Source organism: Neisseria sp. MVDL19-042950 (assembly GCF_030504625.1).
GTDB lineage: Bacteria > Pseudomonadota > Gammaproteobacteria > Burkholderiales > Neisseriaceae > Neisseria.
This window is the reverse complement of sequence record NZ_JAUKWH010000003.1, coordinates 74,790-100,964: the sequence shown is the minus strand read 5'-3', so window position 1 is coordinate 100,964 and position 26,175 is coordinate 74,790. Positions and strand designations below refer to the sequence as shown.

24 protein-coding genes and 1 riboswitch are annotated in these 26,175 nt (G+C 49.4%); of the genes, 12 read left to right on the top strand and 12 right to left on the bottom strand.

The window, feature by feature from the left end:
- Window positions 1-22: 22 nt before the first annotated feature.
- Window positions 23-556, bottom strand: a complete 534-nt coding sequence (pgsA, locus tag Q0X97_RS03735; protein ID WP_302066156.1) for a CDP-diacylglycerol--glycerol-3-phosphate 3-phosphatidyltransferase — start codon at window positions 554-556, stop codon at window positions 23-25.
- Between pgsA and Q0X97_RS03730 the strand changes: the two genes are divergently transcribed.
- Window positions 525-647: a hypothetical protein gene (locus tag Q0X97_RS03730; protein ID WP_302066169.1), complete on the top strand. Its 123-nt coding sequence runs from the start codon at window positions 525-527 to the stop codon at window positions 645-647. The two genes, pgsA and Q0X97_RS03730, sit on opposite strands and share 32 nt — an antisense overlap.
- Window positions 648-886: 239 nt before the next feature.
- On the opposite strand, the gene uvrC is transcribed toward Q0X97_RS03730, so the two are convergent.
- Both uvrC and Q0X97_RS03720 read right to left on the bottom strand, forming a co-directional pair.
- The gene (gene uvrC / locus Q0X97_RS03725) at window positions 887-2,722 is read right to left on the bottom strand and encodes an excinuclease ABC subunit UvrC (RefSeq protein WP_302065982.1); all 1,836 of its coding nucleotides are present in this window, start codon (window positions 2,720-2,722) and stop codon (window positions 887-889) included.
- 169 nt (window positions 2,723-2,891) lie between these two features.
- Window positions 2,892-3,335 carry a DUF4124 domain-containing protein gene (locus Q0X97_RS03720; protein WP_302065984.1) on the bottom strand — a complete coding sequence of 148 codons (444 nt, stop codon included), beginning with the start codon at window positions 3,333-3,335 and terminating at the stop codon, window positions 2,892-2,894.
- A gap of 249 nt (window positions 3,336-3,584) precedes the next feature.
- On the opposite strand from Q0X97_RS03720, the gene guaB reads away from it, so the two are divergent.
- From guaB to truA, 5 genes are all read left to right on the top strand, one after another.
- Window positions 3,585-5,048 (top strand): IMP dehydrogenase, encoded by a 1,464-nt coding sequence (guaB, locus tag Q0X97_RS03715; RefSeq protein ID WP_302065986.1) that lies wholly within the window; start codon window positions 3,585-3,587, stop codon window positions 5,046-5,048.
- 216 nt (window positions 5,049-5,264) lie between these two features.
- Window positions 5,265-6,551 (top strand): phosphopyruvate hydratase, encoded by a 1,287-nt coding sequence (gene eno / locus Q0X97_RS03710; protein WP_302065988.1) that lies wholly within the window; start codon window positions 5,265-5,267, stop codon window positions 6,549-6,551.
- 11 nt (window positions 6,552-6,562) lie between these two features.
- Entirely contained in the window at window positions 6,563-6,838 is a 276-nt protein-coding gene (ftsB, locus tag Q0X97_RS03705) for a cell division protein FtsB (protein ID WP_302065990.1), read from the top strand.
- A gap of 670 nt (window positions 6,839-7,508) precedes the next feature.
- Window positions 7,509-9,974 (top strand): FimV/HubP family polar landmark protein, encoded by a 2,466-nt coding sequence (locus tag Q0X97_RS03700; RefSeq protein ID WP_302065993.1) that lies wholly within the window; start codon window positions 7,509-7,511, stop codon window positions 9,972-9,974.
- A 599-nt stretch (window positions 9,975-10,573) separates the two neighbouring features.
- Window positions 10,574-11,392, top strand: a complete 819-nt coding sequence (gene truA, locus Q0X97_RS03695; protein WP_302065995.1) for a tRNA pseudouridine(38-40) synthase TruA — start codon at window positions 10,574-10,576, stop codon at window positions 11,390-11,392.
- 72 nt (window positions 11,393-11,464) lie between these two features.
- Here the strand turns inward: truA and Q0X97_RS03690 are convergent, their stop codons facing one another.
- The 4 genes from Q0X97_RS03690 to Q0X97_RS03675 all read right to left on the bottom strand — a co-directional run bounded on the left by Q0X97_RS03690 (window position 11,465) and on the right by Q0X97_RS03675 (window position 14,943).
- Window positions 11,465-12,883 (bottom strand): sodium:proton antiporter, encoded by a 1,419-nt coding sequence (locus tag Q0X97_RS03690; protein WP_302065997.1) that lies wholly within the window; start codon window positions 12,881-12,883, stop codon window positions 11,465-11,467.
- A 502-nt stretch (window positions 12,884-13,385) separates the two neighbouring features.
- Window positions 13,386-13,748: a YbaN family protein gene (locus Q0X97_RS03685; RefSeq protein ID WP_302065999.1), complete on the bottom strand. Its 363-nt coding sequence runs from the start codon at window positions 13,746-13,748 to the stop codon at window positions 13,386-13,388.
- Window positions 13,749-13,760: 12 nt separating this feature from the next.
- On the bottom strand, window positions 13,761-14,324 hold the full coding sequence (locus Q0X97_RS03680) for a DUF1415 domain-containing protein (protein WP_302066001.1): 564 nt from the start codon (window positions 14,322-14,324) through the stop codon (window positions 13,761-13,763).
- A 133-nt stretch (window positions 14,325-14,457) separates the two neighbouring features.
- Window positions 14,458-14,943, bottom strand: coding sequence for an Lrp/AsnC family transcriptional regulator (locus tag Q0X97_RS03675; protein WP_302066002.1), 486 nt, complete (start codon window positions 14,941-14,943; stop codon window positions 14,458-14,460).
- 371 nt (window positions 14,944-15,314) lie between these two features.
- Between Q0X97_RS03675 and Q0X97_RS03670 the strand changes: the two genes are divergently transcribed.
- On the top strand, window positions 15,315-17,528 hold the full coding sequence (locus tag Q0X97_RS03670) for a bifunctional (p)ppGpp synthetase/guanosine-3',5'-bis(diphosphate) 3'-pyrophosphohydrolase (RefSeq protein ID WP_302066005.1): 2,214 nt from the start codon (window positions 15,315-15,317) through the stop codon (window positions 17,526-17,528).
- An 81-nt stretch (window positions 17,529-17,609) separates the two neighbouring features.
- Here the strand turns inward: Q0X97_RS03670 and Q0X97_RS03665 are convergent, their stop codons facing one another.
- The 5 genes from Q0X97_RS03665 to queC all read right to left on the bottom strand — a co-directional run bounded on the left by Q0X97_RS03665 (window position 17,610) and on the right by queC (window position 20,352).
- A complete protein-coding gene (locus Q0X97_RS03665) occupies window positions 17,610-17,888 on the bottom strand; it encodes a hypothetical protein (protein WP_302066007.1) in 279 nt (92 codons plus the stop codon).
- Between the two features lie 147 nt (window positions 17,889-18,035).
- A complete protein-coding gene (locus tag Q0X97_RS03660) occupies window positions 18,036-18,668 on the bottom strand; it encodes a 7-carboxy-7-deazaguanine synthase QueE (protein WP_302066008.1) in 633 nt (210 codons plus the stop codon).
- A 7-nt stretch (window positions 18,669-18,675) separates the two neighbouring features.
- Window positions 18,676-19,098, bottom strand: coding sequence for a 6-carboxytetrahydropterin synthase QueD (gene queD / locus Q0X97_RS03655; protein ID WP_302066010.1), 423 nt, complete (start codon window positions 19,096-19,098; stop codon window positions 18,676-18,678).
- Between the two features lie 58 nt (window positions 19,099-19,156).
- A complete protein-coding gene (locus tag Q0X97_RS03650; protein ID WP_302066012.1) occupies window positions 19,157-19,657 on the bottom strand; it encodes a DUF1543 domain-containing protein in 501 nt (166 codons plus the stop codon).
- A 29-nt stretch (window positions 19,658-19,686) separates the two neighbouring features.
- Complete coding sequence (gene queC, locus Q0X97_RS03645) at window positions 19,687-20,352, bottom strand: 7-cyano-7-deazaguanine synthase QueC (RefSeq protein ID WP_302066013.1); 666 nt, start codon at window positions 20,350-20,352, stop codon at window positions 19,687-19,689.
- A 3-nt stretch (window positions 20,353-20,355) separates the two neighbouring features.
- A riboswitch (PreQ1 riboswitch) is annotated at window positions 20,356-20,401 on the bottom strand.
- A 386-nt stretch (window positions 20,402-20,787) separates the two neighbouring features.
- Here queC and Q0X97_RS03640 point away from each other — a divergent pair.
- The 5 genes from Q0X97_RS03640 (at window position 20,788) to Q0X97_RS03620 (ending at window position 26,099) form a co-directional block, all read left to right on the top strand.
- Window positions 20,788-21,684, top strand: a complete 897-nt coding sequence (locus tag Q0X97_RS03640) for a YadA-like family protein (RefSeq protein WP_302066015.1) — start codon at window positions 20,788-20,790, stop codon at window positions 21,682-21,684.
- A 300-nt stretch (window positions 21,685-21,984) separates the two neighbouring features.
- Window positions 21,985-22,587: a CDP-alcohol phosphatidyltransferase family protein gene (locus Q0X97_RS03635; RefSeq protein ID WP_302066017.1), complete on the top strand. Its 603-nt coding sequence runs from the start codon at window positions 21,985-21,987 to the stop codon at window positions 22,585-22,587.
- A 33-nt stretch (window positions 22,588-22,620) separates the two neighbouring features.
- Window positions 22,621-24,363, top strand: a complete 1,743-nt coding sequence (locus tag Q0X97_RS03630) for a bifunctional alpha/beta hydrolase/class I SAM-dependent methyltransferase (RefSeq protein ID WP_302066019.1) — start codon at window positions 22,621-22,623, stop codon at window positions 24,361-24,363.
- Between the two features lie 15 nt (window positions 24,364-24,378).
- Window positions 24,379-25,710 (top strand): phosphatase PAP2/dual specificity phosphatase family protein, encoded by a 1,332-nt coding sequence (locus tag Q0X97_RS03625; RefSeq protein ID WP_302066021.1) that lies wholly within the window; start codon window positions 24,379-24,381, stop codon window positions 25,708-25,710.
- Complete coding sequence (locus Q0X97_RS03620; protein WP_302066023.1) at window positions 25,710-26,099, top strand: hypothetical protein; 390 nt, start codon at window positions 25,710-25,712, stop codon at window positions 26,097-26,099. The genes Q0X97_RS03625 and Q0X97_RS03620 overlap by 1 nt, the downstream gene beginning before the upstream one ends.
- The last annotated feature ends 76 nt before the right edge of the window (window positions 26,100-26,175 follow it).

Below are 26,175 nucleotides of genomic sequence, written 5' to 3'. Positions count from 1 at the left end.
CTGTCAAGGGTTTTGTTGGATTTTAATGCTTAAATTCTTTCCATGCCATTTTCAAGTAATAGAACATCGACCAGATGGTTAATACAGATGCGATACACATCAATATGTTACCGACGGTGAGCAGATTAAAGCCGCGATAATCCTGCAAACCGATGAGCAACAGCAAAATGGCTGCCATTTGTGCGGTGGTTTTTAATTTGCCGATGGTGGCAACAGCGACGCTGTTGCGTTTGCCCATTTGTGCCATCCATTCGCGCAGGGCGGAAATGGTGATTTCGCGACCGATGATGATCATGGCGAAGATGGCGTGGGTGCGACCGAGGCTGACGAGCAGCAGCAAGGCAACGGCTACCATCAGTTTGTCGGCAACTGGGTCGAGAAATGCGCCGAAGTCGGAGGTTTGCTTCCAGCGGCGGGCGAGGAAGCCGTCAAACCAGTCGGTAACGGCGGCCACGGCAAAGATGATTGCCGCAGTCCAGTTGATGGTTTGCATATCCAGCCATCCGTGTGGCAGGTAAAACAGTATGGTAAATACCGGAATGAGTAAAACGCGCATCCAGGTAAGGAAAATGGGTATGTTCCACGGCATGTTGGGGTTGCTTTCCGAAGATGATGATGTTTCAGACGGCCTTTGGGCATGCCGATAGGCAGGCCGTCTGAAAAAAGATGTTTATTATAGCGAATTTATTGGTTGTCGGCGGGTTTGCGCCTGTGTGGGTGCTACTTTTGATGCGGAAATAGTGTTCGATGTCAGCAAAAGGGTATAGGCACTCCGATTTTCATGCGGCAAGGTTGTCGAAACAGACCAATATTAACCACAGCTATATTACTGAAAAGCTGCTCCGTGTTTCGAGGCCGTCTGAATGTTTCAGACGGCCTGTTTGCTTTAATGAAGATGTTCGTAAATTTTTTCGGCCAATGCGGTGCTGATGCCTTCGACTTGTGCCAAGTCTTCTATGCTGGCCGCCGTTACGCCGCGCAAGCCGCCGAAGCGGGTGAGCAGGGCTTGGCGGCGTTTGGTGCCTACGCCGGGAATTTCGCTGAGTGATGAGCTTCCCCGGGCTTTGTCGCGTTTTTTTCTGTGGCCGGTAATGGCAAAACGGTGGGATTCGTCGCGCACGGTTTGCAGTAGGTGCAAGGCGGGGCTGTTGGGTGGCAGGCGGAAGGTTTCGCCTGTGAACGGCAAAATCAGTTCTTCCAAGCCGGCTTTGCGTTCAGGGCCTTTGGCAATGCCGATGATGGGGATGTGCAGGCCGAGTTCTTCCCACACGGCGACAGCCATGCCGACCTGCCCTTTGCCGCCGTCGATTAAGACGGCATCGGGCCATTTGACGGTTTCACCGTTGGCTTCGGCTTCGGCCATTTTGCCGTAGCGGCGGGTAAGCACTTCGCGCATGGCGGCGTAGTCGTCGCCTGCTTTGGCAGTGGTGATGTTGTAGCGGCGGTATTGGTTCGGTTGGATGTTTTGCTCGTCGTACACGACGCAGGAAGCGATGGTGGCTTCGCCTTGCGTGTGGCTGATGTCGAAGCATTCGAGACGTTGGAGGCCGTCTGAATCCATGTTTAACACGCGTGCCAGTTCTTCGATGCGATGTTGCTGGTTGCTGTGCTGCAAGCGGTGTTGGGCAATGGCGAGTTTGGCGTTTTTCTCTGCCATGTTCAGCCAGATTTTGCGCTCGCCTATGGTTTTGGTAACGAATTGGATTTGCTTGCCGTGTTCTTCGTTTAAGGCCGTCTGAAGAACTTCGGGCAAAGTAAAGTTGCTGATGATGATGTCGGGCTTGCTTTTGCCTAAATAATGTTGGGCGACAAAGGCTTCGGCGTAATCCTGCCCGTTGGGTTCGGGATCGTTGCGCACGTCGGGGAAGAAACTTTTGTCGCCGACATGCCTCCCGCCGCGGATGCTGACCCAATGAATACACACGCTGCCTTGCTCCACCACCAGCGCCAGCAGGTCAATATCGTTGGGATTGTTGGGATTTTTGCTGTCGATGAACTGCTGGCTTTGCACTAATCCGAGCGCTTGGATTTGGTCGCGGTAGCGGGCGGCTTCTTCAAATTGCAGCGCGGCGGCGGCTTGATTCATTTTGTGGTGCAGGGTTTGGGTGAGTTCGCCGGTTTTGCCGTTGAGAAAGGTAACGGCTTCGCGCACGCTGGCTTGGTAGTCTTCGTAAGTGATGTGGCCGACGCACGGGCCGGAACAGCGTTTGATTTGATACAGCAGGCAGGCGCGGTCGCGGTGTTCGAACACGCTGTCTTCACAAGTGCGCAGGCGGAATACTTTTTGCAGAATCTGAATGCTGTCGCGCACGGCGTAACCGTTTGGATAAGGGCCGAAATATTGGTTGGGCTTTTTGAGCGTGCCGCGGTAATAGGCCATCTGCGGGAATTTGTGCCCGCTCAGCATCAGATAAGGATAGCTTTTGTCGTCGCGGAAAAGGATGTTGTATTTCGGCGATAAGGCTTTGATTAAATTGTTTTCCAGAATCAATGCTTCGGCTTCGGAACGGGTAACCGTGGTTTCCACCGAATGCACCTGCTTCACCATCAAGGTGATGCGCGGAGAGTGGTCGCTTTTCTGAAAATAGCTCGACACCCGCCGTTTCAGGTTGACCGCTTTGCCGACGTACAAAACCTGCCCGCTTTTGTCGAGCATGCGGTAAACGCCCGGCAGATTCGGCAGGTTTTTCAAAAAAACGGTTAAGTCGAACGGAGTGGACACGGCAGGAGGCGGATTCAGGTTTCAGACGGCCTGAATTATACGGGAAATCAATGGGCCTGTTGGTGTTGATACAGGAATGCCGCTATTCGGCAGTCTGCGCTCCCGCTCGGATGGAACAAGAATGATGCCGTCTGAAAAAAATTTCCAGACGGCATCATGTTAAAGCGGATTAGTTACAATATTTTGAAACGTCGGCATCGTAGCGCTTCATCAGTTCGTCACGGTTGGCGCTGCGTGCTGTTTCGGCAAACTGGCGGTTCAGGCGGGCTGTTTTGCAGTTGTCTTCTTTGAATTGGCGGTTTTGTTCTTCAATCTTTTTATTCTGTTCTTCAACCCTTCTGTTTTCTTCGGCAATTTGGTCGTTAAGCTGTTTTTGCTTGTCTGCCAAAGAGTCGCCATCCGCCGAAGCGGATTGGGCGGAGGCGGAAGGGGTAACGGTATGGGTGCGCACGTTGACGGTACCCGCGCGGGAAGGTTGGAGGTTTTGCGGTACGTCGGAATAGCTTATGCTGCCGTTTTTGCCTTTCCAAGTGTACACTTCTGCAGCGGAAAGGGGGCCGGCTGCGAAAAGGCTGCCGAGTAAAACAAATTGTGCCAAACGGGTAATGTGCATGGTCTTATTCTTTCTGTTTTGTTTTCAGACGGCCTATATTGTACTGTTTTGTAAAACTGTTGTCATGAATTGTAATCATATTTGCAATAAACCGTTCATTATTTCGGCATCCTTACAACGAAGTACCATGCTTTCCATGACGATTTTTCTAAGGCCGGGCGGGTAATAAAATGGCGGCGACTGCTATTAAGCGCCCCGCAAATTTGATACAATGCCGTGCATCTTGCACAAACTGAAAGCTCGAGCATCATGCGTATCGTAGAAAAAGCTTATACCTTTGACGATGTTTTGTTGGTTCCCGCACATTCCCAAGTGCTGCCGCGAGACGTTAAGCTCCAAACCCTTCTCACCCGTGAAATCACCTTAAATCTTCCTTTGCTTTCCGCTGCCATGGATACTGTTACCGAAGCCAAGCTGGCCATTTCTATGGCTCAGGAAGGCGGAATCGGTATCATTCATAAAAATATGACGGCGGAGCGTCAAGCCGAAGCAGTGGCTAAGGTAAAACGCCACGAAAGCGGTATTGTTAAAGACCCTGTAACCATTGTGCCCGAAATGCCGATCCGTGATTTGGTGGAAATGCTGGCGAAACGTAAGCGTAAAATGTCCGGTTTGCCGGTGGTTGAGAACGGCAAAGTAGTCGGTTTGGTAACCAATCGTGATTTACGTTTTGAAAAACGTCTTGATCAGCCGGTTTCTGCCATTATGACCCCGCGGGACCAATTGGTTACCGTGCCCGAAGGCACCAGTATTGAGGATGCGCGCGATGTGATGCACGATCATAAGGTGGAGCGTGTATTGGTTGTGAACGAAGCATGGGAACTGAAAGGGTTGATTACGGTTAAAGATATTCTGAAAACCACGGAATTTCCCAATGCCAATAAAGATTCAGACGGCCGTTTGCGCGTGGGTGCGGCGGTTGGTGTCGGCGCGGATACCGACGAGCGTGTGAAAGCATTGGTTGAAGCCGGCGTGGATGTGTTGGTGGTGGATACCGCCCACGGCCACAGCCAAGGCGTGCTTGATCGTGTGCGTTGGGTAAAACAGCACTTTCCGAAAGTTCAGGTTATCGGCGGTAATATTGCTACGGCTCAAGCGGCACGCGATTTGGTGGCGGCCGGAGCGGATGCGGTAAAAGTAGGTATCGGCCCGGGTTCGATTTGCACCACCCGTATTGTGGCCGGAGTGGGCGTGCCGCAACTGACGGCGATTCATAATGTTGCCGAGGCTTTGAAAGGTACGGGTGTGCCGTTGATTGCCGACGGCGGTATCCGCTTTTCCGGCGATATTGCCAAGGCGTTGGCTGCCGGTGCCAGCACGGTGATGTTGGGCGGTATGTTTGCCGGTACGGAAGAAGCGCCGGGTGAAATCGAACTGTATCAAGGCCGCTCTTACAAATCATATCGCGGTATGGGATCGTTGGGAGCAATGAGCCAAGGTTCTTCCGACCGTTATTTCCAAGATAAGGAAGACAATGCCGATAAGTATGTGCCGGAAGGCATTGAAGGCCGTGTACCATATAAGGGCCCGATTGTACAGATTATCCATCAATTGATGGGTGGCTTGCGCTCGAGTATGGGCTACTTAGGCTGCGCTAGCATCGCTGAAATGCACGAAAAAGCGGAATTTGTGGAAATTACTTCGGCCGGTATGAGCGAGTCGCATGTACACGACGTACAAATCACTAAAGAAGCGCCGAATTACCATCGCTGATGTAGGGTAAAAATGAGGCCGTCTGAAAGCAATATTTCAGACGGCCTTGATATCTGACAAGTTTTGTTGGATTTATTATCTGGATACCCGTTTGAGACAGCTTTAGTTCGGTATAATCCTCGATGTAATATTATTTCAAGATTGTTCGGATTGGTTGCTATATGGGGCCGTCTGAAAAAGAATTGGTCATTCATTACTATATACAGGAGATTTCCTATGAGTACGATTATTGATATTTTTGCTCGCGAAATTTTGGATTCCCGCGGTAACCCCACCATTGAATGTGATGTGCTGCTGGAATCCGGCGTAATGGGTCGTGCCGCCGTACCTTCAGGTGCGTCAACCGGCCAAAAAGAAGCACTGGAACTGCGCGATGGCGATAAAAGCCGTTATTTGGGCAAAGGTGTGTTGCAGGCGGCGGAGCATGTAAACAATGAAATCGCTCAAGCCTTGATCGGTTTGGATGCTTCCGAGCAAAGTTATATCGACCAAGTAATGATTGAATTGGACGGCACCGATAACAAAGGCCGTTTGGGTGCAAACGCTACATTGGCTGTGTCTATGGCTGTAGCCCGCGCGGCTGCGGAAGATGCCGGTTTGCCGCTGTACCGTTATTTGGGTGGTGCCGGCCCGATGGCAATGCCTGTGCCTATGATGAATGTGATCAATGGCGGTGCTCATGCCAACAACAGTTTGGATATTCAAGAATTTATGATTATGCCCGTGGGAGCCAAAAGTTTCCGCGAAGCTTTGCGCTGCGGTGCTGAAATTTTCCATGCCCTGAAAAAATTGTGCGACAGCAAAGGCTTCCCGACTACCGTTGGTGATGAAGGCGGTTTCGCACCGAACTTGGGCAGCCATGAAGAAGCCTTACAATTAATACAAGAGGCGGTAACGGCTGCCGGTTATGTGCCGGGTGAAGATGTGTTGTTTGCTTTGGATTGCGCTTCCAGCGAGTTCTACAAAGATGGCAAATACCATCTGAGCGCGGAAGGTTTGGCTTTGAGCAGTGAAGAATTTGCCGATTATTTGGCTAAATTGGTCAACACTTACCCGATTGTTTCGATTGAAGACGGTATGGATGAAAATGACTGGGCAGGTTGGAAACACCTGACTGAAAAATTGGGCGGCAAAGTGCAACTGGTGGGTGACGATTTATTCGTAACCAACCCGAAAATTCTGGCAGAAGGCATCGAAAAAGGCGTTGCCAATGCGTTGTTGGTAAAAGTGAACCAAATCGGTACACTGAGTGAAACTTTGAAAGCCGTTGAGTTGGCCAAACGCAACCGCTATACCAGCGTGATGAGCCATCGTTCGGGTGAAACTGAAGACAGTACCATTGCCGACTTGGCGGTTGCCACGAACTGTATGCAGATTAAAACCGGATCATTGAGTCGGTCGGACCGCATGGCCAAATATAACCAACTGTTGCGTATTGAAGAAGAGTTGGCCGAAGCTGCTTACTATCCCGGCAAAGCTGCTTTCTATCAATTGGGTAAATAAGGTATCGACATATGAAGTGGGTAACACTGGTTTTAATCGCAGCCATTATATGGTTCCAATACAGTCTTTGGCTTTCCAAAGGCGGTTGGCGTGATATGTGGCGCTTGCAGGATAAAGTTGTGGAGCAGGAAGAGAAAAATCAGGCGCTCACTTTGCGTAACGGTGCATTGTCGGCAGAAGTGGAAGATTTGGCTGAAGGACAAGATGCCATCGCAGAAATCGCACGAGTGGATTTAGGTTATATCCAAGATGGAGAAACCTACTACCGCTTAGTGCACCGTCGCTAGGATATTAATATATTAAAGTGAACCGTTGTGCTTGTAAGTTAATCCTCTAAATCATCTTCAGTAGATTTAGAGGATTTTTTATAAATATAGTTACTTTTACAAATCAAGCTATCAACTATTGAAAAGTGGATACGTAATTGACTTTGGGGATTGTGCGATATAATAATTTTTACCAATGGAATAATTTGGGCTATACGGTTATACTATGATTAAAATTGAAATGGGTAACTAATTAGTAGTTAATAGAGTTATCTTTAAAGCTAAGATATTAGGGCATATTATATAATTGCCGTAACTGATTATTGCCCAATAGATATAATGAAATTAATCATTTAACTATTAATTCTTAGAGTAGGATTGATAGTAGTAAATTTAGCGACTGCTTGAAATGTCGTTTGGAAAATATTGAAATAAAAACATTTGAAATCTTGTCATTCGGTTGTAACTGTTTATGATGAAATTATTTGCAAAGGTTTCAGGCTGTCTTGAAAAAGAGCCGATTGTCAGATTTTTCCCAAAAGGAAACGTAGAGTGGTTATAAAGTTGCATTTTCTGGTTTAATGTTTACATAAATTAGCAAATTTGCTTGGCAGAGTAGGCGGTTAGAATATATCATGCTGCCTATATAGTGTAAGGCAGCCAAACTGCGAATTTGAACAGGGGATAAAATTTGAAAAATAATCATAGAATCAAACTGATTGCTGCGTCAGTGGCTTTGATAACGTCATTTTCTGCTGTTGCAGGGTTGGGCGGTTTAAATGTGCAATCGAATCTTGGCGAACCGTTTGCCGGTACGGTAACGGTAACAGGGGAAGAAGCCAAGATTTTGCTGAATGGAGGGGCAGCCTCCCTTTCAGATGGTAGCTTGCGTACTAGTGTTAGAAAATCTGGTGACAATGCTATTATCAACATCCGTTCTAACAGCCCTGTGCAAGACCCGGTATTGGTGTTCCAAATCAATGTCGGGGCTCAGTCGCGTCAATACACAGCCATTATAGATCCCCCTGACTATTCTCCAGAAAATACACAACGTGCTTCCGTTGCTGAAGAACAACAAAATGTTCGTGATCGTATTTTCTCAACAGTACCTGATGCAGAAAAATCTGAGCTTACTTCTTCCGGAACTGGGAAACTCAAAGATAAAAAAGCTCAGGAGCAAAAGCAATCTAAGCAAGCACAGCAAAAAACTGATTCTGTTGATAAAACCAATACCAATAAGGGATCAGAAGCTGTAGCGTCGACTGAAAAAACAGTAGCGGATAGCAGATCTGAACCCCAATTGAAAGGCGAATACACAGTTCGCAAGGGCGAAACTCTTACTGCTATCGCCAGTAGAATTCGTCCGAATGGTTTAACGGTAAGCCAAACAGTTCAAGCGTTGGTATTGGCTAACCCCGAATCATTTAAAAATCGAAATGCAAACCAAATTGTTGCAGGTGCTATTCTCAATATTCCTTCTGCGGCAGAATTAAAGCGGTTTGCAAAAGAGGGAGCTCAAGTTGCTACACAAGAGCCTTCAGCTATTCCTGGTGCAGCCTCTGCTCCTACATCCCAGGTTCCTGTTGAAAAGCCATCTGCTTCTACTCCTAGTGCATCTGCTCCGGCAGAAACAGGATTGATTGAAGTTCCAGTCCCGGCCTCAGAAGTTACAGAAACAGAAGCTGCTAAGGTTGTACCGGTACCAGCTTCTGAAGTAGAAGTTCCGGCAGCATCTGATTTGCCGGCATCTGTTGTTGAAGCTCCGAAAGCGGATGCAGAAAGTGAAACAGAGTCCGGTGGGTGGTGGCGTTGGTTGCTATTCGGCGGTTTAGGTTTAATTGCTTTATTGCTGTTATTGAAGAAAGCCGGCAAGAGAAAAGCTGCTGATGAAGAATATGAAGAATATAGTGATGATATTCAGGAAGATGAACAGTTATTTGATGAGCAGCCATCAGATATATCAGAGATTCGTACACACCAGCCCGTAGCACATCCGAGTCATATCGAGCCTTTGAACCGTGAAAAAGCGGCTGCAAGTTTGGCAGCGGCTCGGGCAGGATTGATGCCCAAGAAAGACGGTGTAGGGACTGATGAGTTAAGCGTAGAAGATGATTTCGACGACGAAATTTTCTTTACTGAAGCAAAAAATGTACCTGTTGAAGAAACTGAAGAGAATATCAATTTAGATTTAGGTTCAATTGATCGCCAACAAGGGGGGATCGTATCCGGGGCGTTGACTCAAGATGAAGAAACGGAGCAACGTAAATATGCTGACTGGGACAAAATTGAGTCCACAGAAAGTGTATATGAGCCTGAACCTGAAAATGCATATCAACATGTTGCTGTGGAACTGGAAGCTGTTAAAGAAGAAGTTCCTGAGCAGATTGATAATGTAGTTGATATTGAAGCAGATTCTCCTGAGATTGAAGAACCTGTTGGAGAAACTCAGCAGGAAGAAGTTGGGCATATTGAGCTGGATGTTTACTCTGAAGAAGCACAAGCTGGAATTGATCAATTACAGACTGAAACAGTTCAAATAAGCGATGCTTCAGAGGAAGAGCATGCCATTTCTTCTGTAGTTGAACCACTGGATATCCAAGCAGATGAACAAGAAGAAGTGCAATCTGCTTCTAACTTGGAGCCGTTGGAATTCACTACCGTTACCAAAGAAGACGAGGTACCCGTAGGAGAAGATAAACTTCATGTTTCTACGGAGGCCGCACTTGCAGAGGAGCTTTCGGCAACTGTAGATAGTGAAGAATCTTCAGCGGAACAACAGCAACAGATAGCAGACTCTTCTGTGGCGGCATCAAGCGATTCTGAATGGTTTGATGTTAAAATGCAAGATGATGGTATTGCGTTCCAAGACAGTGAAGACTTTGCCGATGTCGAAGTGGTTACGGATGCGGATGACAGCGAAACCATTGAATGGGAAAGCATCAATGTAGCTGATGAAGATACTCGCGGTGGAAGTGGATTTATTTCTGAATCCGTAGGCATGACCGCACCGTTGGAAGCTAAATACGAATTGGCGCAGATGTATATGGAAATTGGCGATCCTGAAGCAGCTAGAGAAACCTTGTTGGAGCTATTGGAAGAATCAAGTGGTGATATTTTTGCAAGAGCGAAAACGATGTTGGAAGAGCTGGATAACTAATTTTTGATAAAGATGCCGTCTGATCAGGACGGCATCTTTTTTTTCAATAGATAAATCGGATAATCGTGTAGTGAGCTGCATGAACAATATATGTATAGGGAAAAGAAATTGGAGTATACCGTAGGATTATTCAATTAACCTTTATTGTGAATAAATTTAACTTGCTATTGCGTTGTTGTGCATTAGTTCAAAGAGAACAATTTTGTAAGCCGATAAAGCGGCAACAGATCAGTTCCGTATTATTTGTAGGGTTTGTCGGCTTGAGGCCTTGTATCAAAAATAAGTTTATTTTTTTGTATATACTATTGTTTTGTGTATTTTGGTTTAGTTTTGAAACAGTATAATTAAAGCCATTTTGAGATACGGCAATAGAATCAAACAACCAAACAACTGTAAAAGGCAATCCGAGGTATGCAGTATCGGTGAGGATAACCGGTACTGTTGTCATTTAAGGGTTTGTGAAATTGTTTTTCTTTGGATGACGGTAGAGAGTGCCGTAAAATAATCTTTAGTTTTGTGTTATTAAAGGCAATTTATTCAATAAGGTAGCTCGTTTTTTTAAGGTATTTATCGAGAATATATTTCCATGAATTTAAAAAATGTTTGAAGTTGAAAAAGAAAATGAAAACTCTGCCCAGCGTTGGGCGTTAATGTTGTCCTATGATGGCGGTTGTTTTTATGGTTGGCAAAAACAGGCGGGAAATATTCCTACTGTGCAATCCGCCTTAGAAAATGCGTTAAGCAGGATTGCTGGTGAGCAGATTCATGTGGTTGTTGCGGGGCGCACTGATACCGGAGTGCATGCAACGGCGCAGGTGGTGCATTTTGATACTATGGCAGACCGCTCTGAGCAAGCGTGGGTACGGGGTGTTAACACTCATTTACCTGAGGGGGTTGCAGTATGGAAAGCACGACGGACTGATGGCCGCTTTCATGCCCGTTTCGATGCTTTTGGCCGTCGTTACCGTTATGTGTTGCAGTCATCTCCTGTACGTTCTCCTTTATTGGTAGGGCGGGCCGGATGGATACATACTCCGTTGGATATGGAAGCCATGCAAAAAGCCGCTGCTTTTTTAGTGGGTACACATGATTTTTCCAGTTTCCGTGCTTCCGAGTGTCAAGCAAAGTCTCCTGTGAAAACGATGTATAGTGCAGTATTGAGCGGTACGCCCGAATTAATGGCTTTGGATTTACATGGCAACGCATTTTTGCACCATATGGTACGCAATATTATGGGGGCGCTGGTATATGTTGGAAACCGGCGTTTGAGCGTGCAAGGATTTGCCGATTTAATTGAGGAAAAGAGCCGTTTGAAAGCTCCGCCGACTTTTATGCCCGACGGATTATATTTGACGGGAGTGGATTATCCTCCTGAATGGGGCATTGAAACGCCACCGTTGCCGGCATGGTTATGGTAGAGAAAAGGTGATACTTATACGAAGAAGGCCGTCTGAAATATTTCAGACGGCCTTTTTCGTACTCCTTTGGGTTTATAAAAGCTGCCAAACAAAGAAAATAAAGGTGTGTACGATAAACAATGGAACAAGGATGCCGAAAGACCAAGCCATGTATCCGAAGAAGCTCGGCATTTTTACTTTACGTTGTTCCGCAATTGCTTTCACCATAAAGTTCGGTGCGTTACCGATGTAGCTCAGTGCTCCCATAAATACGGAACCCATTGAAACAGCCAGTAGAGTATGGAATAACGGCCCTGTCATCAATGCTTGGGCATCACCACCGGCCATATTGAAGAATACGAGATAAGTCGGTGCATTATCCAAGAATGCAGATAAGATACCGGTCATCCAGAAATACATGGCGTTGACGGGATTACCTGCTTCGTCGTGCACCAAAGCAATCAGCGGGCTGAATGCACCTGCTTCTCCGGCTTTTAAAATAGCCAGCACCGGAGCAATGGTAATGAAAATGCCGAGGAACAGTTTGCCGACTTCTAAAATCGGATCCCAGTTGAATTCGTTACCGGAGCGAACCTGTTTGGGGGTGATAACCAATGAAATAACGGCTAAAGCAAGCAGGATTGAATCACGTACCAAGTTTTGCAGCAAGTAGTGGCTGCCGAAAATTTCGAAGCCCGGGTGGTCGGGTTTCCATAGGCCGGACATCAATACCGAGCTTACTACACCGGCCAGCAGCAGGAAATTCCATTTGCCGAAAATTTGCAATTTGCTGTCGGGGGTGGGATCCGGTGCTTCTATTTCATCTTCAAGTGAGAAGAAATGGCGGTCGAGAAAATAGAATATGGTGAGCAGGATGGCTGAGCTCAGTAATACCGGCACAAGCATATGCTGTACCGTCCACATAAAGTCGACTCCTTTTAAGAAACCCAAGAAAAGTGGAGGATCGCCGAGCGGTGTGAGGCCGCCGCCGATATTGGCAACAAGGAAGATAAAGAAAACAACCACATGCACACGGTGTTTGCGGTTGTCGTTGGCTTTCAGCAGCGGGCGGATAAGCAGCATCGCAGCACCGGTTGTCCCCATGATAGATGCCAAAGCCGTGCCGATGGCCAGAATAATTGTATTCAGGCGCGCACTACCATGCAGATTACCCCATACCAAAATGCCGCCTGAAATCGTATAGAGAGCCAATAATAACAGGATAAACGGTATGTATTCCTCAACCAAGGCATGCGCTACGGTTTGTATCCCGGCATTCAAACCGAAAACGGCAACGAAAGGGATTAAGAAAACAATGGTCCAAAAAGCCGTGATTTTGCCGAAATGGTGGTGCCAAAAGCGCGGCATGAACAACGGGCCGGTAGCGATGGATAACAAAATGAGAAGAAAGGGAATACCCCAAAGCATGCTCAAACTGGCACCGTCAAAATCGGCAGCTTGGGCTGCCAACGGCATCAGTAGCAAGGGTAGAAGGGCGGATTGAAAACGCATCAGCTTTCCTTTTTTATTTTGATAACACATTCAGGCCGTCTGAAAACAGATGCGGCTGAATTTCGGTATGCAGTAAGTCTGTTTGAAACGCTTGCAGCACTTTTTTCGGCAAGATGCATGAGCAATCTACTTGCCATGTGCATAACTTTGAAAATTAAAGTCCAGATTTACTTTGAGAAACAGCTTTGAAAAGCAGTAATGTGGCAAATTGTAAAAGAAAAACAATGCCGGTTCCAGTTTTCACGGGTTTTTGTTAATGTTTTTTACACAGTTCAGACGGCCTAAGGGAGACTTTGCTTGTAAAAACAGAAAATTGTGTCGAATATTGAAGAGGCCGTCTAAAACGATGGCATCGGGTTTCAGACGGCAATTTTTCTATAAATTGGCGTACGGTATTGGAATTTATTTATGATCGGGCGGGGCGTAAGAATACCTCCGCCCGCATTTGTTTGCGGCACGGATACCTCCATCCGATGTTTAAAGCAAAAATGATTTTTGCGGTTCAGGCATGCGGAAGCCGCCACATCCATACGGCGACGCAGAAGCAGAATATTGACGAAACAGCGGCCACCCACCAGCGTTCGGGAAATTGCCACCATAGAAAGGTGCAGGAAGCGGTCATCATTGAAAAGGCGAACAGTTTGGCCCTTTTGGGGACGGCACGCCGTTCTTCCCAATCTTTAACCATGGGGCCGAAGAGACGGTGTTGGTGGAGCCAACGATGGAAGCGGGGCGATGCTTTGGCCCAGCATGCGGCCGCTAAAATAACAAAAGGCGTAGTCGGCAGCACGGGCAGGAAGATGCCGATAATCCCCAATAGCAGTGCACATGCACCGAATAACCAAAATACAGAACGTAAGACCATAGTTTTCCCTAATTATTTTTTATGGAGGGGACAACGCGGGATATTCAAATCATCCCAGCCTTGTTGCCCCATTTCTTCTAAAAGTTTGATGTTCCGCCCGAAAATGGCCTCTGCATCGGGAAACGATTCGGCCGCTCTGCTGATGCTGCTTTCACGGATGAGATGCAGGGTGGGGTAGGGGGAACGGTTGGTGTAATTACTGATGTCGTTTGCGTCCGTGCCTTCAAACTGAAAATCGGGGTGAAACGGCGCAATCTGAATCACGCCTTCCAAACCGTTTTCGGCAACCGCTGCATCGGCAATGTCCAACATATCGTTAAAAATCAAAAAATCACCGAATAAAGTAGTGTGAACCAGTAAAGAGGTTTCGATTTCATCCTCGGAGGCGGCGAGCAATTGCAATTCACGGTCAAGATCTTCCAAGAAACCATCCAGATGCTTGGCATGGCTTACTGCGATACGTACGCGGTTTTTAACGTATGGCGCTTTGGCAAACGGACAGAGGTTTAAACCGATAACGGCTTTTTCCAGCCATTGGCAGGTATGGTCGATAACGGTTTCGTCAGAGATTGACATGAGTGTATATATTTTACTTATATTAATAATAGCTTCTAATGATAAAGCTTTTCGGCCATAAAAGGAACAGGCCATCTGAAAGCGGGCTTAAACTTTCAGACGGCCTGTTTTGTTTTTCAGCCGGATGCCGCCGTCAATCTTGCTGCTGCAAATGGCTGAGCGGCAAAGCGGTTGTATTTTTGATTTCTTTCAATACAAAACTTGACTTGGCATCTTCAACGCCCGGATGCGAAAGCAAAGTATCGAGTACAAAATGTGAAAACGCATTCATATCAGTGAAAAATGTGTGCAATAAATAATCGGTTTCACCGGTGAGCGCGAAGCAGCTTAATACTTCGGGCCAGCTTTGCACTGCGGCTGAAAAATTATCGCGTGCTTCACTGGCCTTATTGATGGAAACGCGGATAAATGCCTGCAGGCCGAGTTGCACGGATACAGGAGAAAGCAAAGCTGCGTATTTTCGGATGATGCCCGCGTCTTCCAACTGTTTGAGACGGCGCAAACAGGGGGAAGGCGACAGAGCCACGCGTTCCGAAAGCTCCACATTGGTCAGGCGGCCATTTTCCTGTAAGACTTGTAAAATTTTAAGATCGGTTTTATCTAAAGTAATTTGTGCCATGCTGATACCTTTTTTTCTTCTGAATGGGTGTTGTGCCGGAAGCACAGTCTTAATATATTCTAATTTAACTTAACGCACAATAGTTTAAAACAACATAGCTTTTTAAAATTATGTGTAGGGATATAAACCGTTTCTGGTTCATTTGGTTAAAAGGTCGTTTGAAAAGATTTTCAGACGGCAAACAATCTTTGCAAAACGGGTAAAACACGGTTTGCAGGCCCTGCGGCGGAATAATTATGAGGGACAACATGCTGGAGCGTTAACGCAATATAAGGGAAGACCCCTTAAACGATTTGATTTTCCTGCTATATCAAACAGCCGATACAACCTGCTACAATAACCTTTCTATAAAAAATCCGTCGGGCAAAACAATGGCTAATATCAGACAAGTTCCCAGCAGCATCACTCCTGATTTGGACAACTACCGCCGGTGGTTTGACGAGTATGTCGCCAAACTTCCCGTAAACGATGCCCAATTATTGTTGAACGCCCGCAAACTTGCCGAGCAGCATTATCCTTTCGACGCACTTACGCCTTACGGCGAGCCTTTGCTCGGCAATCTGATGGGGTCCGCCCAATTGGTGGCCGACATGGATTTGCTTCCCGATGCCGTAGCCGCCACCGTTTTGGCCGATATTTCTTCTTATTGCGGCAACTGGCAGGAATTAGTAACCGGGCAATGCAACGCCACAGTGTGCAATCTGGTAAAAGGTATCGACGAAGTGCAGAAGCTCACGCAGTTTGCACGTGTGAACAACCTCAACACTCCCGAAGAGCGCGCCCAGCAAGCCGAGAGTATGCGCAAAATGCTGTTGGCGATGGTGTCGGATATCCGCGTGGTATTGATTAAGCTCGCCTTGCGCACCCGCACCATGCACTTTATCGGCACGCTGCCCGACAGCGAAGAAAAGCGTGCTTTGGCCAAAGAAACGCTGGATATTTTTGCACCGTTGGCCAACCGCTTGGGCGTGTGGCAGCTCAAATGGCAGCTCGAAGATTTGGGTTTCCGCCATCAAAATCCCGAAAAATACCGCGAAATTGCCCGTTTGCTTGATGAAAAACGCACCGAACGGTTGGAATATATCGAAGATTTCCTGCAAACCCTGCGAACCGAGCTGGACAAATACGGCATCCACTACGACGTGGCCGGTCGCCCCAAGCACATCTATTCCATTTATAAAAAAATGGTTAAGAAGAAGCTCGATTTCGAAGGGCTCTACGACATCCGCGCCGTGCGGATTCTGGTCGATACCGTGCCGGAGTGCTATACCACGCTCGGTATCGTCCACAGCCTGTGGCAACCCGTGCCGGGCGAGTTTGACGACTATATCGCCCAGCCCAAAGGCAACGGCTATAAGAGCCTGCATACCGTGATTGTCGGGCCGGAAGACAAAGGCGTGGAAGTGCAGATCCGCACGTTCGAGATGCACCAGTTTAACGAATTCGGCGTGGCTGCCCACTGGCGTTATAAAGAAGGCGGCAAAGGCGACAGCGCCTACGAGCAGAAAATCGCTTGGTTGCGGCAACTGCTCGACTGGCGCGAAAACATGGCCGATAACGACCGCGAAGACTTGGCATCCGCCTTCCGCACCGAGCTGTTTAACGACACCATTTATGTGCTGACCCCGCACGGCAAAGTATTGTCGCTGCCGGTGGGGGCAACGCCGATTGACTTTGCCTACGCACTTCACAGCAGCATCGGCGACCGCTGCCGCGGCGCAAAAGTGGAAGGCCAGATTGTGCCGCTTTCCACCCCGCTCGAAAACGGCCAGCGTGTAGAAATCATTACCGCCAAAGAAGGAAAACCGTCGGTAAACTGGCTGTACGAAGGTTGGGTGAAAAGTAATAAGGCCATCGGCAAAATCCGCGCGTTTATCCGCCAGCAAAACGCCGATGCCGTGCGTGAAAACGGCCGCAACCAGCTCGACAAACAGTTACTGAAAGTGTCGCTCAAACCCAATTTGCAAGATTTGGCGGAAAAACTCGGCTTCAAAAAAATCGACGATTTATACACCTCCGTAGGGCAGGGAGAAATTTCCCCGCGTGCCATCCAAAAAGCCTGCGGCACATTGGTGGAACCGCCTCCGGAGCCGCTGAGCGAAACCACCATCGTCAAACAGTCTAAAATCAAAAAAGGCGGGCACGGCGGCGTGTTGGTCGACGGCGAAGACGGTTTGCTGACGACGTTGGCCAAGTGCTGCAAGCCTGCGCCGCCCGATGATATCGTCGGTTTCGTTACCCGCGAGCGCGGCATTTCGATACACCGCAGCAACTGCCCATCGTTTCAGCATCTGGCCGAACAGTCGCCCGATAAAGTGCTTACCGCAAGCTGGGCAGGGGAGCAGGAAGGGCAGGTGTTTGCCGTCGATATCGAAATCCGCGCCCAAGACCGCAGCGGCCTGTTGCGCGACGTATCCGATACCCTTGCCCGCCACAAGCTCAACGTAACCGCCGTGCAAACCCAATCGCGCGATTTGGAAGCCAGTATGCGGTTTACGCTGGAAGTGCGTCAGGTAAGCGACCTGCCGCGGGTGCTGGCGAGCTTGGCCGAAGTAAAAGGCGTGTTGAGCGTAATGCGCTTATGATGGCTTTTGACCTGAAGCGGAGCTAAAGAGGCCGTCTGAAAAGATGTTTTCAGACGGCCTCTTTGTCAAACTTATGGAATCCTACTGCTGCATTGCAGCTGCGCCGAGCCCCATTCCGAAAAACAAAACCATCGCAATCACGATTGAAACCAACATAAGCAATAATTGTGCTTTGCAGAAATTCGCTTTGCTCGGATTGGTGCCGCTGCTGAACGCCCATACCAATAACATAATAATGTTTACCAGCGGAATCATGAGCACAATCAGTGTAACAATCCATTCTCCCAAGCCGACGGCGGGTGCGGCGGTGTTTTGATACATGGGGGGTAGGTTAGTGTGGTGTTGTTGAATGTCAGACATTTTGTTTTCTCCTGCAATTTATTAAAAAATAAATGAGTTGCGGATTCTAATGTATAACGTTTCCGTTTGGCAAATGAAGCGGCAGGCCGTCTGAAAAGTTTTAGCGAAACTCGCAAAGCTCGTTTTCAGACGGCCTTTTGATGGCGGCTATTCGATCCCCGCCCATTTATGCGTTTGCACGCTCAGTTTCCAATGCGCGAGGGCATCGGGGCGGCTGTTGAGCAGTCCGATTTGGCGGATGGTGTCGTAGATGTTCATTTCGCCGTTTTGCTCGCAGGGCGAGAGGTAGTAGTGTTTGGCGCGGATTTTTTGTTCCATGCGTTCGCAAAAGGCCAGCACGTCGCCGTCGGCCACGATGCGTACTTCGTCGGCGGTTGCTATGCACTGTTTTTCGTATTTTTCGGCGTAGCAGGCTTTGGGGCTGGTGGCGACAAAGTCGATTTGCGGCGGTGCGGGGTTGAGGCCGTTGGTTTCGATGCAGAGTGTGTAACCTTCGGCTTTGAGCGCGTCGAGCAGAATATCGAGGTGAGGCTGGATGGTGGGTTCGCCGCCGGTGATGATGATGTTGCGGGCTGTATGGTTCTTCAGACGGCCTAAAATATCCTGCAAACTCATCATGTTGAATGTGAGGTAGTCGGTGTCGCACCACGAGCAGGCGAGGTTGCATTTGCCGAGGCGGATGAATACGGCGGGCATGCCGGTGTTGTAGCCTTCGCCTTGCAGACTCTCGAAGATTTCGACGATACGGTATTGCGGGTTTTCGGGGCGGATTTCGGTCATGGCGTCGTTATTCCCCGTCGTATTCGGCGCAGGATGTGGGCGTTTCCCACAGGCGGATCAGGCTGACGGGCAGGCCGGCGTTTTTCAGACGGCCGAACATTTCCACGGTCATGTTTTCGGCGGTGGTGCGGAAACCGAGCCGCAGGGTTTTCATGTTCCAGCTTTCGAGCAGGGCGGCGATTTGGCTTTCGCGCGGGTTGTTGCCGTTGTAGATAAAGGCGTGATCGAACGGCTCGATGATGGTGCGTTTGACGATGGTTTTGAGATCGGAAAAGTCTATGACCATGCCGTCTTTCGCGCCGCCTTGTATGAGGCCGTCTGAAACGACGACTTCGAGTTTGTAGGTGTGGCCGTGCAGGTTTTGGCATTTGCCGTCGTGGCCGTCGAGCATGTGGGATGAATCGAATGTGAAGATTTTGGTGATTTTCATGGTTTGTATGGGTGAGGCCGTCTGAATTTCAAACGGCCTTGTGTCTGTTTTAATGTTCTTAAATCGGCATATAGCCTTGAAAACCGATTTCGTCGGGCTTGCCGTGGGGATTGGGTGCAAGGTGGATATGCAGGCCGCTGATTTCGCTTAATTCAAGCAGGTTGTCGATGTCTTTCAGGTTGTCTCTGTGTTGCAGCGTATGGTCGGGCAACAGGCTTTGCAAGGCTTTTTGTTTGGCTTCGGACGGGTTTGCCGCTACAAAGAGGCCGAAGGCATGGGCTTCTGCCAGTGTTTCGGCGGTGTAGCCGCCCACATTGACGAAATACAGGCGTTCTTTGCTTTCAGACGGCTTGTCTGAAAGGCGGATGTCGTAGCCGTCGGCCCAACTTACGGTTTGCCAGCCGTCGATATGGATTTTGTCGGTATCGCCGAACCAAGCGGTTTTCAGTTCGGGAATGGCTTCGCGGTAATCGCTGCATACGGCAAACTGTACGTCGTGTACTTCGATATTGGAACGGCCTGCGTTGCCGCCGAGGTAAAACATATATAGTTGTTTCATGGTTGCTCCTTTGTGTTTTACGGCTTGGTTTATGTTGAGGAGGGCCGTTTTGCGGCCAGATATTCGGCCAGCCCGCGTTCGCGCAGCACGCAGCTAGGGCATTCGCCGCAACCGCCGGTTACGCCGTGGTAGCAGGTGTGGGTGTGTTTGCGGATGTAGTCGAGGCAGCCCAAGCGGTCGGCCAGTGCCCATGTTTGTGCTTTGGTGAGGTACATCAGCGGTGTGTGGATTTGGAAGGCGTAGTCCATGGCCAGATTGAGGGTAACGTTCATGGATTTCACAAATACGTCGCGGCAGTCGGGGTAGCCGGAAAAGTCGGTTTCGCACACGCCTGCGATGATGTGTTTGATGTTTTGGCTTTTGGCGTAAATGGCGGCGTAAAGCAGAAACAGGGCGTTGCGGCCGTCGACAAAAGTATTCGGCACGCCGTTTGAGGCCGTCTGAATTTCGGCGGTGTCGTCCATTAAGGCGTTGTGGGTGATTTGCTGCATCAGGCTTAAATCAAGCACGGTTTGTGCGACGCCTAAGTCTTCGGCAATCCGGCGGGCGCAATCCAGTTCGACGGCGTGGCGTTGGCCGTATTGGAATGTGATGGCCTGTACGTTTTCGCGGCCGTAGGTTTGAATCGCCTGAATCAGGCAGGTAGTGGAGTCTTGGCCGCCTGAAAAGATGACCAGTGCTTTTTCGTGTTGCATTTAAAGTTCCTAGTTTTGGTATCGCGGGAGGATTTCGAACCGCGTTGAAAAGAAACCGGAAATTATACACGAAAAGGTTTGAGGCCGTCTGAATGTGAAGACTGCCGTTTAGGTTAAACCGACGGCACTTCGCTTTCAGACGGCCTCGGTATGTTGGCAAAGCAGGATGGAAAATTGTGTTTTAATATTTAGAGTGATAATTAATGGATTGTTTAGTATGGGAATTTTAGTTCCATTGTAAGTAACATATTTCAAATATTAACATATTTTATCTAAAATATTAGTAAGAATTTTTTTATTTCTACGTCATTTGGCTATGCAATAGGCGGTGGTATCCGGGGAGATCGTTTACCGGTAGTTTTACGTCTGCTCACAACTATGCAGTAATGCCCGCCGGCATCCGTTTTTTTCTAGTCAATCTGAAGGAATATTAAAATGAAAAAACAATCTTTGAGTACTTTGCTTTCATTAACTGCGGCAGCAGTATTCACTGTTTTTGCAGGACAGGCTTATGCGATGGGGCAGAATAATCAATCGAATGATTTTGATGCTCGTATTAAGAAAAATGCAAGTGATATTATGCAGCTTAAACAGGCAGATAGGGTTCAGAACGAAAAAATTAGCGACAATACGACGGCCATAAATCAGCTTAATGGCGGTATTACGAGAAATGCTGAAGCCATTAAACGAATTTCTTTGGGTAAAGGCGTTGATCCGAAAAAAGTAGAGCAAATCGATAAAAATACAGCGGATATTGCCGCTAACAAAAAAGCTGCTGATACACGATTGGGAAGTGTTGAAACAAGGACGACACAAAATGAGAAAGGTATCGCCGATCTTCAAAAGCAATATAACGAACGTAATTTAATATTGGAAATTTTAAGCATAAACAGCGGCAGTTTTGCGAAGGATATAAAGGCTAATAAAGAGGAGGCTGCTCAGCTTAAAGAGGCAGATAGGGTTCAGAACGAAAAAATTAATGACAATACGGTAGCCATAAGACAGCTTGATGGCGGTGTTAGGAGAAATGCAAACGCGATTGACCGTGTTGAAGCGAAAACGGCACAAAATGCTGCCAAAATCCAACAGCTTGATAAAGAAATACGCCGCGGTTTGGCTTCGCAAGCTGCCTTGGGCGGGTTGTTCCAACCTTATAACGTAGGCAAATTGAACGTTTCTGCTGCCGTAGGCGGATACGGCTCTGAAACTGCCGTTGCCGTGGGTACCGGTTTCCGCTTTAACGAACACTTCGCTACCAAAGCGGGTGCGGCGTTCAATACCAAAAAAGGTGGTAGCGGGTCTTACAACGTAGGTGTGAATTTCGAGTGGTAATCTGAATTCATCAAATGTCGATATGCCGATAGTGCCGGATAGAAATATCCGGCACTTTTTTGTTTTTAACGCAGGTACAGGCTGTTTTTGTTGCGACTGCAAAAGGGAAGCGAGCGGTTCGGGCAGGCTTTGGCGGGAAAAACAGCTTTTGTTTTTTTATGATTTAAAGATTGGCATTACCCCGCAGTCATAGAAATATACCGTTGGGAGTGTAGTCTGGAATATCTTTGTTTGAAAATGATAACATATTGTTAAGTTTTTTAGGTGGTCTCTTAACTCTTTAATCTTCTTCATTTTTCTATGAGCATCTACGCCCTCAAACCCAAATTTCAAAATCTGTTGCGCCCGCTGGTGCGAATCTTGTATGTGCGGGGTGTTACCGCCAATCAGGTAACGCTGTTTGCCTGTGCGGTTTCGATTGCGCTCGGCGTGTGGCTGAGTGTTTTTGCCGATACGCCGGCATGGTTTTGGCTGCTGCCGGTGTGGTTGTTTGTGCGCATGGCCTTGAATGCGGTCGACGGCATGCTGGCGCGTGAGTTCGGCCAGCAGTCGAAACTGGGCGGTTATCTGAACGAAGTGACCGATGTGGCCGCCGATGCCGCGCTTTATCTGCCGTTTGCGTTTATCGCTCCGTTTAGCGGTGTGCAGATCGGCTTGTTTATCTGGTTGGCGGCAATGAGCGAATTGTGCGGCGTGCTCGGTCAGGTGCATGGCAACGGCCGCCGTTACGACGGGCCGGTGGGTAAAAGCGACCGCGCGTTTTTGTTCGGCACTTTGGGCTTGTGGTATGCGCTTTCAGACGGCCTTCCGCAATGGCTGGAGTGGGGTATGTGGCTGTTGGCTGCATTGCTGGTTTATACCTGCGTGCGGCGTATCCGTAACGGCTTGCAAGAGGCCGTCTGAAAAACTTATCCCTTATTTGAGTAAGGAAACATCATGCAAGAACAACAAAAAACATTTACTACCGCCGACGGCACCAAACTTTTCTACCGCTACCGCCCCGCACAGGACGGCAGCAACGATAAAGCCGTCATCTTGTTCCACCGCGGGCACGAACACTCCGGCCGCATGATGTTTGTGGCCGACGAACTCGGCTTCGACGATTTCGCCTATTTCGCTTGGGACGCACGCGGCCACGGCCACAGCCCGGGCGAACGCGGCGACAGCCCAAGTTTGGGCACGTCGGTGGCCGACATTCAGGATTTCGTGCAGCACATCGGGCGCGAATACGGCATTAAACCGGAAAACATCGCCGTTATCGCCCAAAGCGTCGGTGCCATGCTGGTGTCGGCATGGCTGCATGATTACGCCCCGAAAATCCGCTGCGCCGTGTTGGCCTCGCCCGCGTTCAAGGTAAAACTGTATGTGCCGTTTGCCCGCACCGGCTTGAAACTGATGCAGAAATGGCGCGGCAATTTCTTTGTGAACAGTTATGTTAAATCACACTACCTGACCCACAACAAAGAACGCCAAACCAGCTACGACAACGACCCGCTGATCGCCCGCGCCATTTCCGTGCGTATCCTGTTGGGTTTGTACGATGCCGCCGAGCGCGTGGTGGCCGATGCTCAAGCCATCACTACGCCGATACAGTTGTTGGTGTCTGGCAGCGATTGGGTGGTGCATCACAAACCGCAGCACGATTTCTACAACCGCCTCGGCAGCCACATTAAAGAACGCCACATTTTCAGCGGCTTTTATCACGACACCCTCGGCGAAGAAAAGCGCGAACTCGCGTTTGTCGAAATGCGCCGCTTTATCCGCGAGCGTTTCGGCGAATCGTTGCAAACCGTCGACGTTACCCGCGCCCATATCCACAGCGACAGCCGCCGCGAAGCCGACGAACTGGCCACGCCGCTGTCGCCGTTCACCCCGCGCGGCGCATACTGGGCGGCGCAACGCTGGCTGATCGGCCTCGGCGCAAACTGGAGCGAAGGCTTGAAAATCGGCAAAGAAACCGGTTTCGATTCCGGCAGCACCCTCGATTATGTGTACCGCAACCAACCGCAAGGCACCAACAAATTCGGCGAAGCGGTCGACAAATATTATCTCAACGCCATCGGCTGGCGCGGCATCCGCCAACGCAAAGAAAACATCGGCAAAGCCATTCAGATGGCCTTTGCAGAACTACGCGAACACGGCAAACCCGTGCATGTGCTCGACATCGCTTCCGGCCACGGGCGTTATGTGCTCGACGCACTCACCGCCGAAAGCCTGCCCGACGGCGTGCGCCTGCGCGATTACAGCCCCGTCAACGTGGAAGCAGGGCGCAAACTGATTGCCGAACGAAAGCTACAAGACATCGTTACTTTTGAAGAAGCGAACGCCTACGACCGTGCCAACTACCAAAATCTCAACCCACGCCCCACGCTCGGCATCGTCTCCGGCCTGCACGAACTGTTTTCCGACAACGACTTAATCATGCGCTCGCTCAAAGGCTTCTGCGACGCACTCGAATACGGCGGCTACCTCATCTACACCGGCCAGCCGTGGCATCCGCAGCTCGAAATGATTGCCCGCGCACTGACCAGCCACAAAGAAGGCAGCCCCAACTGGGTGATGCGCCGCCGCAGCCAGCAGGAAATGGATCAATTGGTGGAGCAGGCGGGCTTTACGAAAATCCACCAATGGATTGACGAAGACGGCATCTTTACCGTGAGTTTGGCGGTAAAGGCGTAGAGGCCGTCTGAAAATATGAAGCCCGCGTTTAAAACCACTTTAATCAAACTCTTAGCCGTAGGGGTGTTGTTTTACACCACCTACGGTTTTACCAACTGGTTTGCCGCACAACGTAGCGGCGTGCCCGAAATCGCTTTTGCTTGGGAGCACGGTATCCCGTTTGGGGCGTGGACCATCGTGCCGTATTGGTCGCTCAATGTGCTGTATGCGCTGGCGTTTTTTCTGTGCGCCGATACGCGCCAGCAAAACCGCTATATCGCGCAACTGCTGGCGGCGCAGGCGTTGGCGGTAACGTGCTTTCTGCTGTTTCCTTTGCAGTTTACTTGGCCAAAACCGCCGACGGACGGGCTTTCAGACGGCCTGTTCGCTTCGTTGGCGGCGTTTGACCAGCCGTACAACCAAGCGCCGTCGCTGCATATTATTTTGGTGCTGATTGTGGGGCGGTTTTATTGGTACCGTTTGCCTAGGTATTTGCGCGCGCTTTGGGCGGCTTGGTTTGCGTTAATCGCTGTATCGGTGTTGACCACGTGGCAGCATCATTTCATCGACGTGCCCACCGGTTTGCTGGCCGGCGCGCTGGTGTTGTGGGCTTTGCCGTGGCGGGAGAACGAAGCGGCCGAATCGCCTTTGCGTGCGCGTATCCGTGTTTTCAGACGGCATCGCTTGTGGACGGGATTTTATCTGTTGCTCGCCCTTGTTTTTGCGGCGTTGTCGGCATTCGGCGGCGCGTGGCTGTGGCTGCTTTGGCTTGCCGCGTCCTGCCTGTTGGTGGCAGCGGCTTACGCACGTTTCGGTGTGACTGCCATGCAGAAGCAGGAAAACGGCAGGCATACTTTGGCGGCGGCTTTGCTGCTGTTGCCGCACCGTGTCGGTGCTTATCTGAACATGCTGCTGTGGCTGCGCGGGCAGCCGTTAAGTGCGGAAGTGGTGCGGGGCAAAGTGCATATCGGCAGCATGCTTGCGCTCAATAATTTTCAGACGGCCTTAGATGTGTGCGCCGAACTGCCTGTTAAGAGGCCGTCTGAAAACTATGTTTCCCTGCCCATGCTGGACATGGTGCCGCCACCCGCCGCGAATTTGGCCCGGGCGGCGGATGTGCTGAACAAGCTGATTGAACGGAACTGTGCGCCGGTGCTGGTGTGTTGTGCGCTGGGCTACGGGCGCAGTGCGGCAGTGGTGCTGACTTGGCTGCTGAAATACGGCGGTTGCGCCGATTTGGAAAGCGCGTTAGCCGTTGTGAAGCAGGCCAGGCCGAAGATGGTGCTGCCGTCTGAAACCGCCGCGGCGGTTCTGGCGGCAGTCGATTTGCAAACCCTGCCTGACGGCGCAGTTTACGGAGCGGTTTGATGGCGGAAAATACACGGTATGCTTTGGCGCAAACCACCGCCCATTTGCTGGCAAGCACGCGCTATGCGGCGGTGGGGAATGTTTTGCTGTTCGCTTCGGCAATCTGGAACGGCGGCTATTTGAGCGCGGTGCAGGTGTTGCTGTTTGCAGTGTTGGTTTATCTGCATCTGCGTATGGATTTCGACCGCCGCCTGTTTGCCGACTTTGCTTCAGGCCGTCTGAAACCCGAAAATTTCGACGAATGCCGCGCGGTACTGGGGCTCGGGCGTGCGGCAAACGCGGCCGAGATGCCGCAACGTTGTTTGGGAGCGTTGAAATTATTGAAAAAAAGTATCTGCTTAACCGCCGTGCAATGCGGTATATTGGCGGTACAGATTATCTATCGGTAGCTTCGGCAACAGCGTAGGCAGGGCAGTTTTGCCTGCCGCCTCCGGCCATAAAACAAAATTCGATTTTTATACTAAA

What these genes read in the sequence shown, in the direction of transcription:
- Q0X97_RS03730 (WP_302066169.1), top strand. Translation starts at nt 525, where the DNA reads ATGGTAAATACCGGAATGAGTAAAACGCGCATCCAGGTAAGGAAAATG.
- pgsA (WP_302066156.1), bottom strand. Translation starts at nt 556, where the DNA reads ATGCGCGTTTTACTCATTCCGGTATTTACCATACTGTTTTACCTGCCA.
- Q0X97_RS03720 (WP_302065984.1), bottom strand. Translation starts at nt 3,335, where the DNA reads ATGCACATTACCCGTTTGGCACAATTTGTTTTACTCGGCAGCCTTTTC.
- guaB (WP_302065986.1), top strand. Translation starts at nt 3,585, where the DNA reads ATGCGTATCGTAGAAAAAGCTTATACCTTTGACGATGTTTTGTTGGTT.
- eno (WP_302065988.1), top strand. Translation starts at nt 5,265, where the DNA reads ATGAGTACGATTATTGATATTTTTGCTCGCGAAATTTTGGATTCCCGC.
- ftsB (WP_302065990.1), top strand. Translation starts at nt 6,563, where the DNA reads ATGAAGTGGGTAACACTGGTTTTAATCGCAGCCATTATATGGTTCCAA.
- truA (WP_302065995.1), top strand. Translation starts at nt 10,574, where the DNA reads ATGTTTGAAGTTGAAAAAGAAAATGAAAACTCTGCCCAGCGTTGGGCG.
- Q0X97_RS03690 (WP_302065997.1), bottom strand. Translation starts at nt 12,883, where the DNA reads ATGCGTTTTCAATCCGCCCTTCTACCCTTGCTACTGATGCCGTTGGCA.
- Q0X97_RS03685 (WP_302065999.1), bottom strand. Translation starts at nt 13,748, where the DNA reads ATGGTCTTACGTTCTGTATTTTGGTTATTCGGTGCATGTGCACTGCTA.
- Q0X97_RS03680 (WP_302066001.1), bottom strand. Translation starts at nt 14,324, where the DNA reads ATGTCAATCTCTGACGAAACCGTTATCGACCATACCTGCCAATGGCTG.
- Q0X97_RS03675 (WP_302066002.1), bottom strand. Translation starts at nt 14,943, where the DNA reads ATGGCACAAATTACTTTAGATAAAACCGATCTTAAAATTTTACAAGTC.
- Q0X97_RS03670 (WP_302066005.1), top strand. Translation starts at nt 15,315, where the DNA reads ATGGCTAATATCAGACAAGTTCCCAGCAGCATCACTCCTGATTTGGAC.
- Q0X97_RS03665 (WP_302066007.1), bottom strand. Translation starts at nt 17,888, where the DNA reads ATGTCTGACATTCAACAACACCACACTAACCTACCCCCCATGTATCAA.
- Q0X97_RS03660 (WP_302066008.1), bottom strand. Translation starts at nt 18,668, where the DNA reads ATGACCGAAATCCGCCCCGAAAACCCGCAATACCGTATCGTCGAAATC.
- queD (WP_302066010.1), bottom strand. Translation starts at nt 19,098, where the DNA reads ATGAAAATCACCAAAATCTTCACATTCGATTCATCCCACATGCTCGAC.
- Q0X97_RS03650 (WP_302066012.1), bottom strand. Translation starts at nt 19,657, where the DNA reads ATGAAACAACTATATATGTTTTACCTCGGCGGCAACGCAGGCCGTTCC.
- queC (WP_302066013.1), bottom strand. Translation starts at nt 20,352, where the DNA reads ATGCAACACGAAAAAGCACTGGTCATCTTTTCAGGCGGCCAAGACTCC.
- Q0X97_RS03640 (WP_302066015.1), top strand. Translation starts at nt 20,788, where the DNA reads ATGAAAAAACAATCTTTGAGTACTTTGCTTTCATTAACTGCGGCAGCA.
- Q0X97_RS03635 (WP_302066017.1), top strand. Translation starts at nt 21,985, where the DNA reads ATGAGCATCTACGCCCTCAAACCCAAATTTCAAAATCTGTTGCGCCCG.
- Q0X97_RS03630 (WP_302066019.1), top strand. Translation starts at nt 22,621, where the DNA reads ATGCAAGAACAACAAAAAACATTTACTACCGCCGACGGCACCAAACTT.
- Q0X97_RS03625 (WP_302066021.1), top strand. Translation starts at nt 24,379, where the DNA reads ATGAAGCCCGCGTTTAAAACCACTTTAATCAAACTCTTAGCCGTAGGG.
- Q0X97_RS03620 (WP_302066023.1), top strand. Translation starts at nt 25,710, where the DNA reads ATGGCGGAAAATACACGGTATGCTTTGGCGCAAACCACCGCCCATTTG.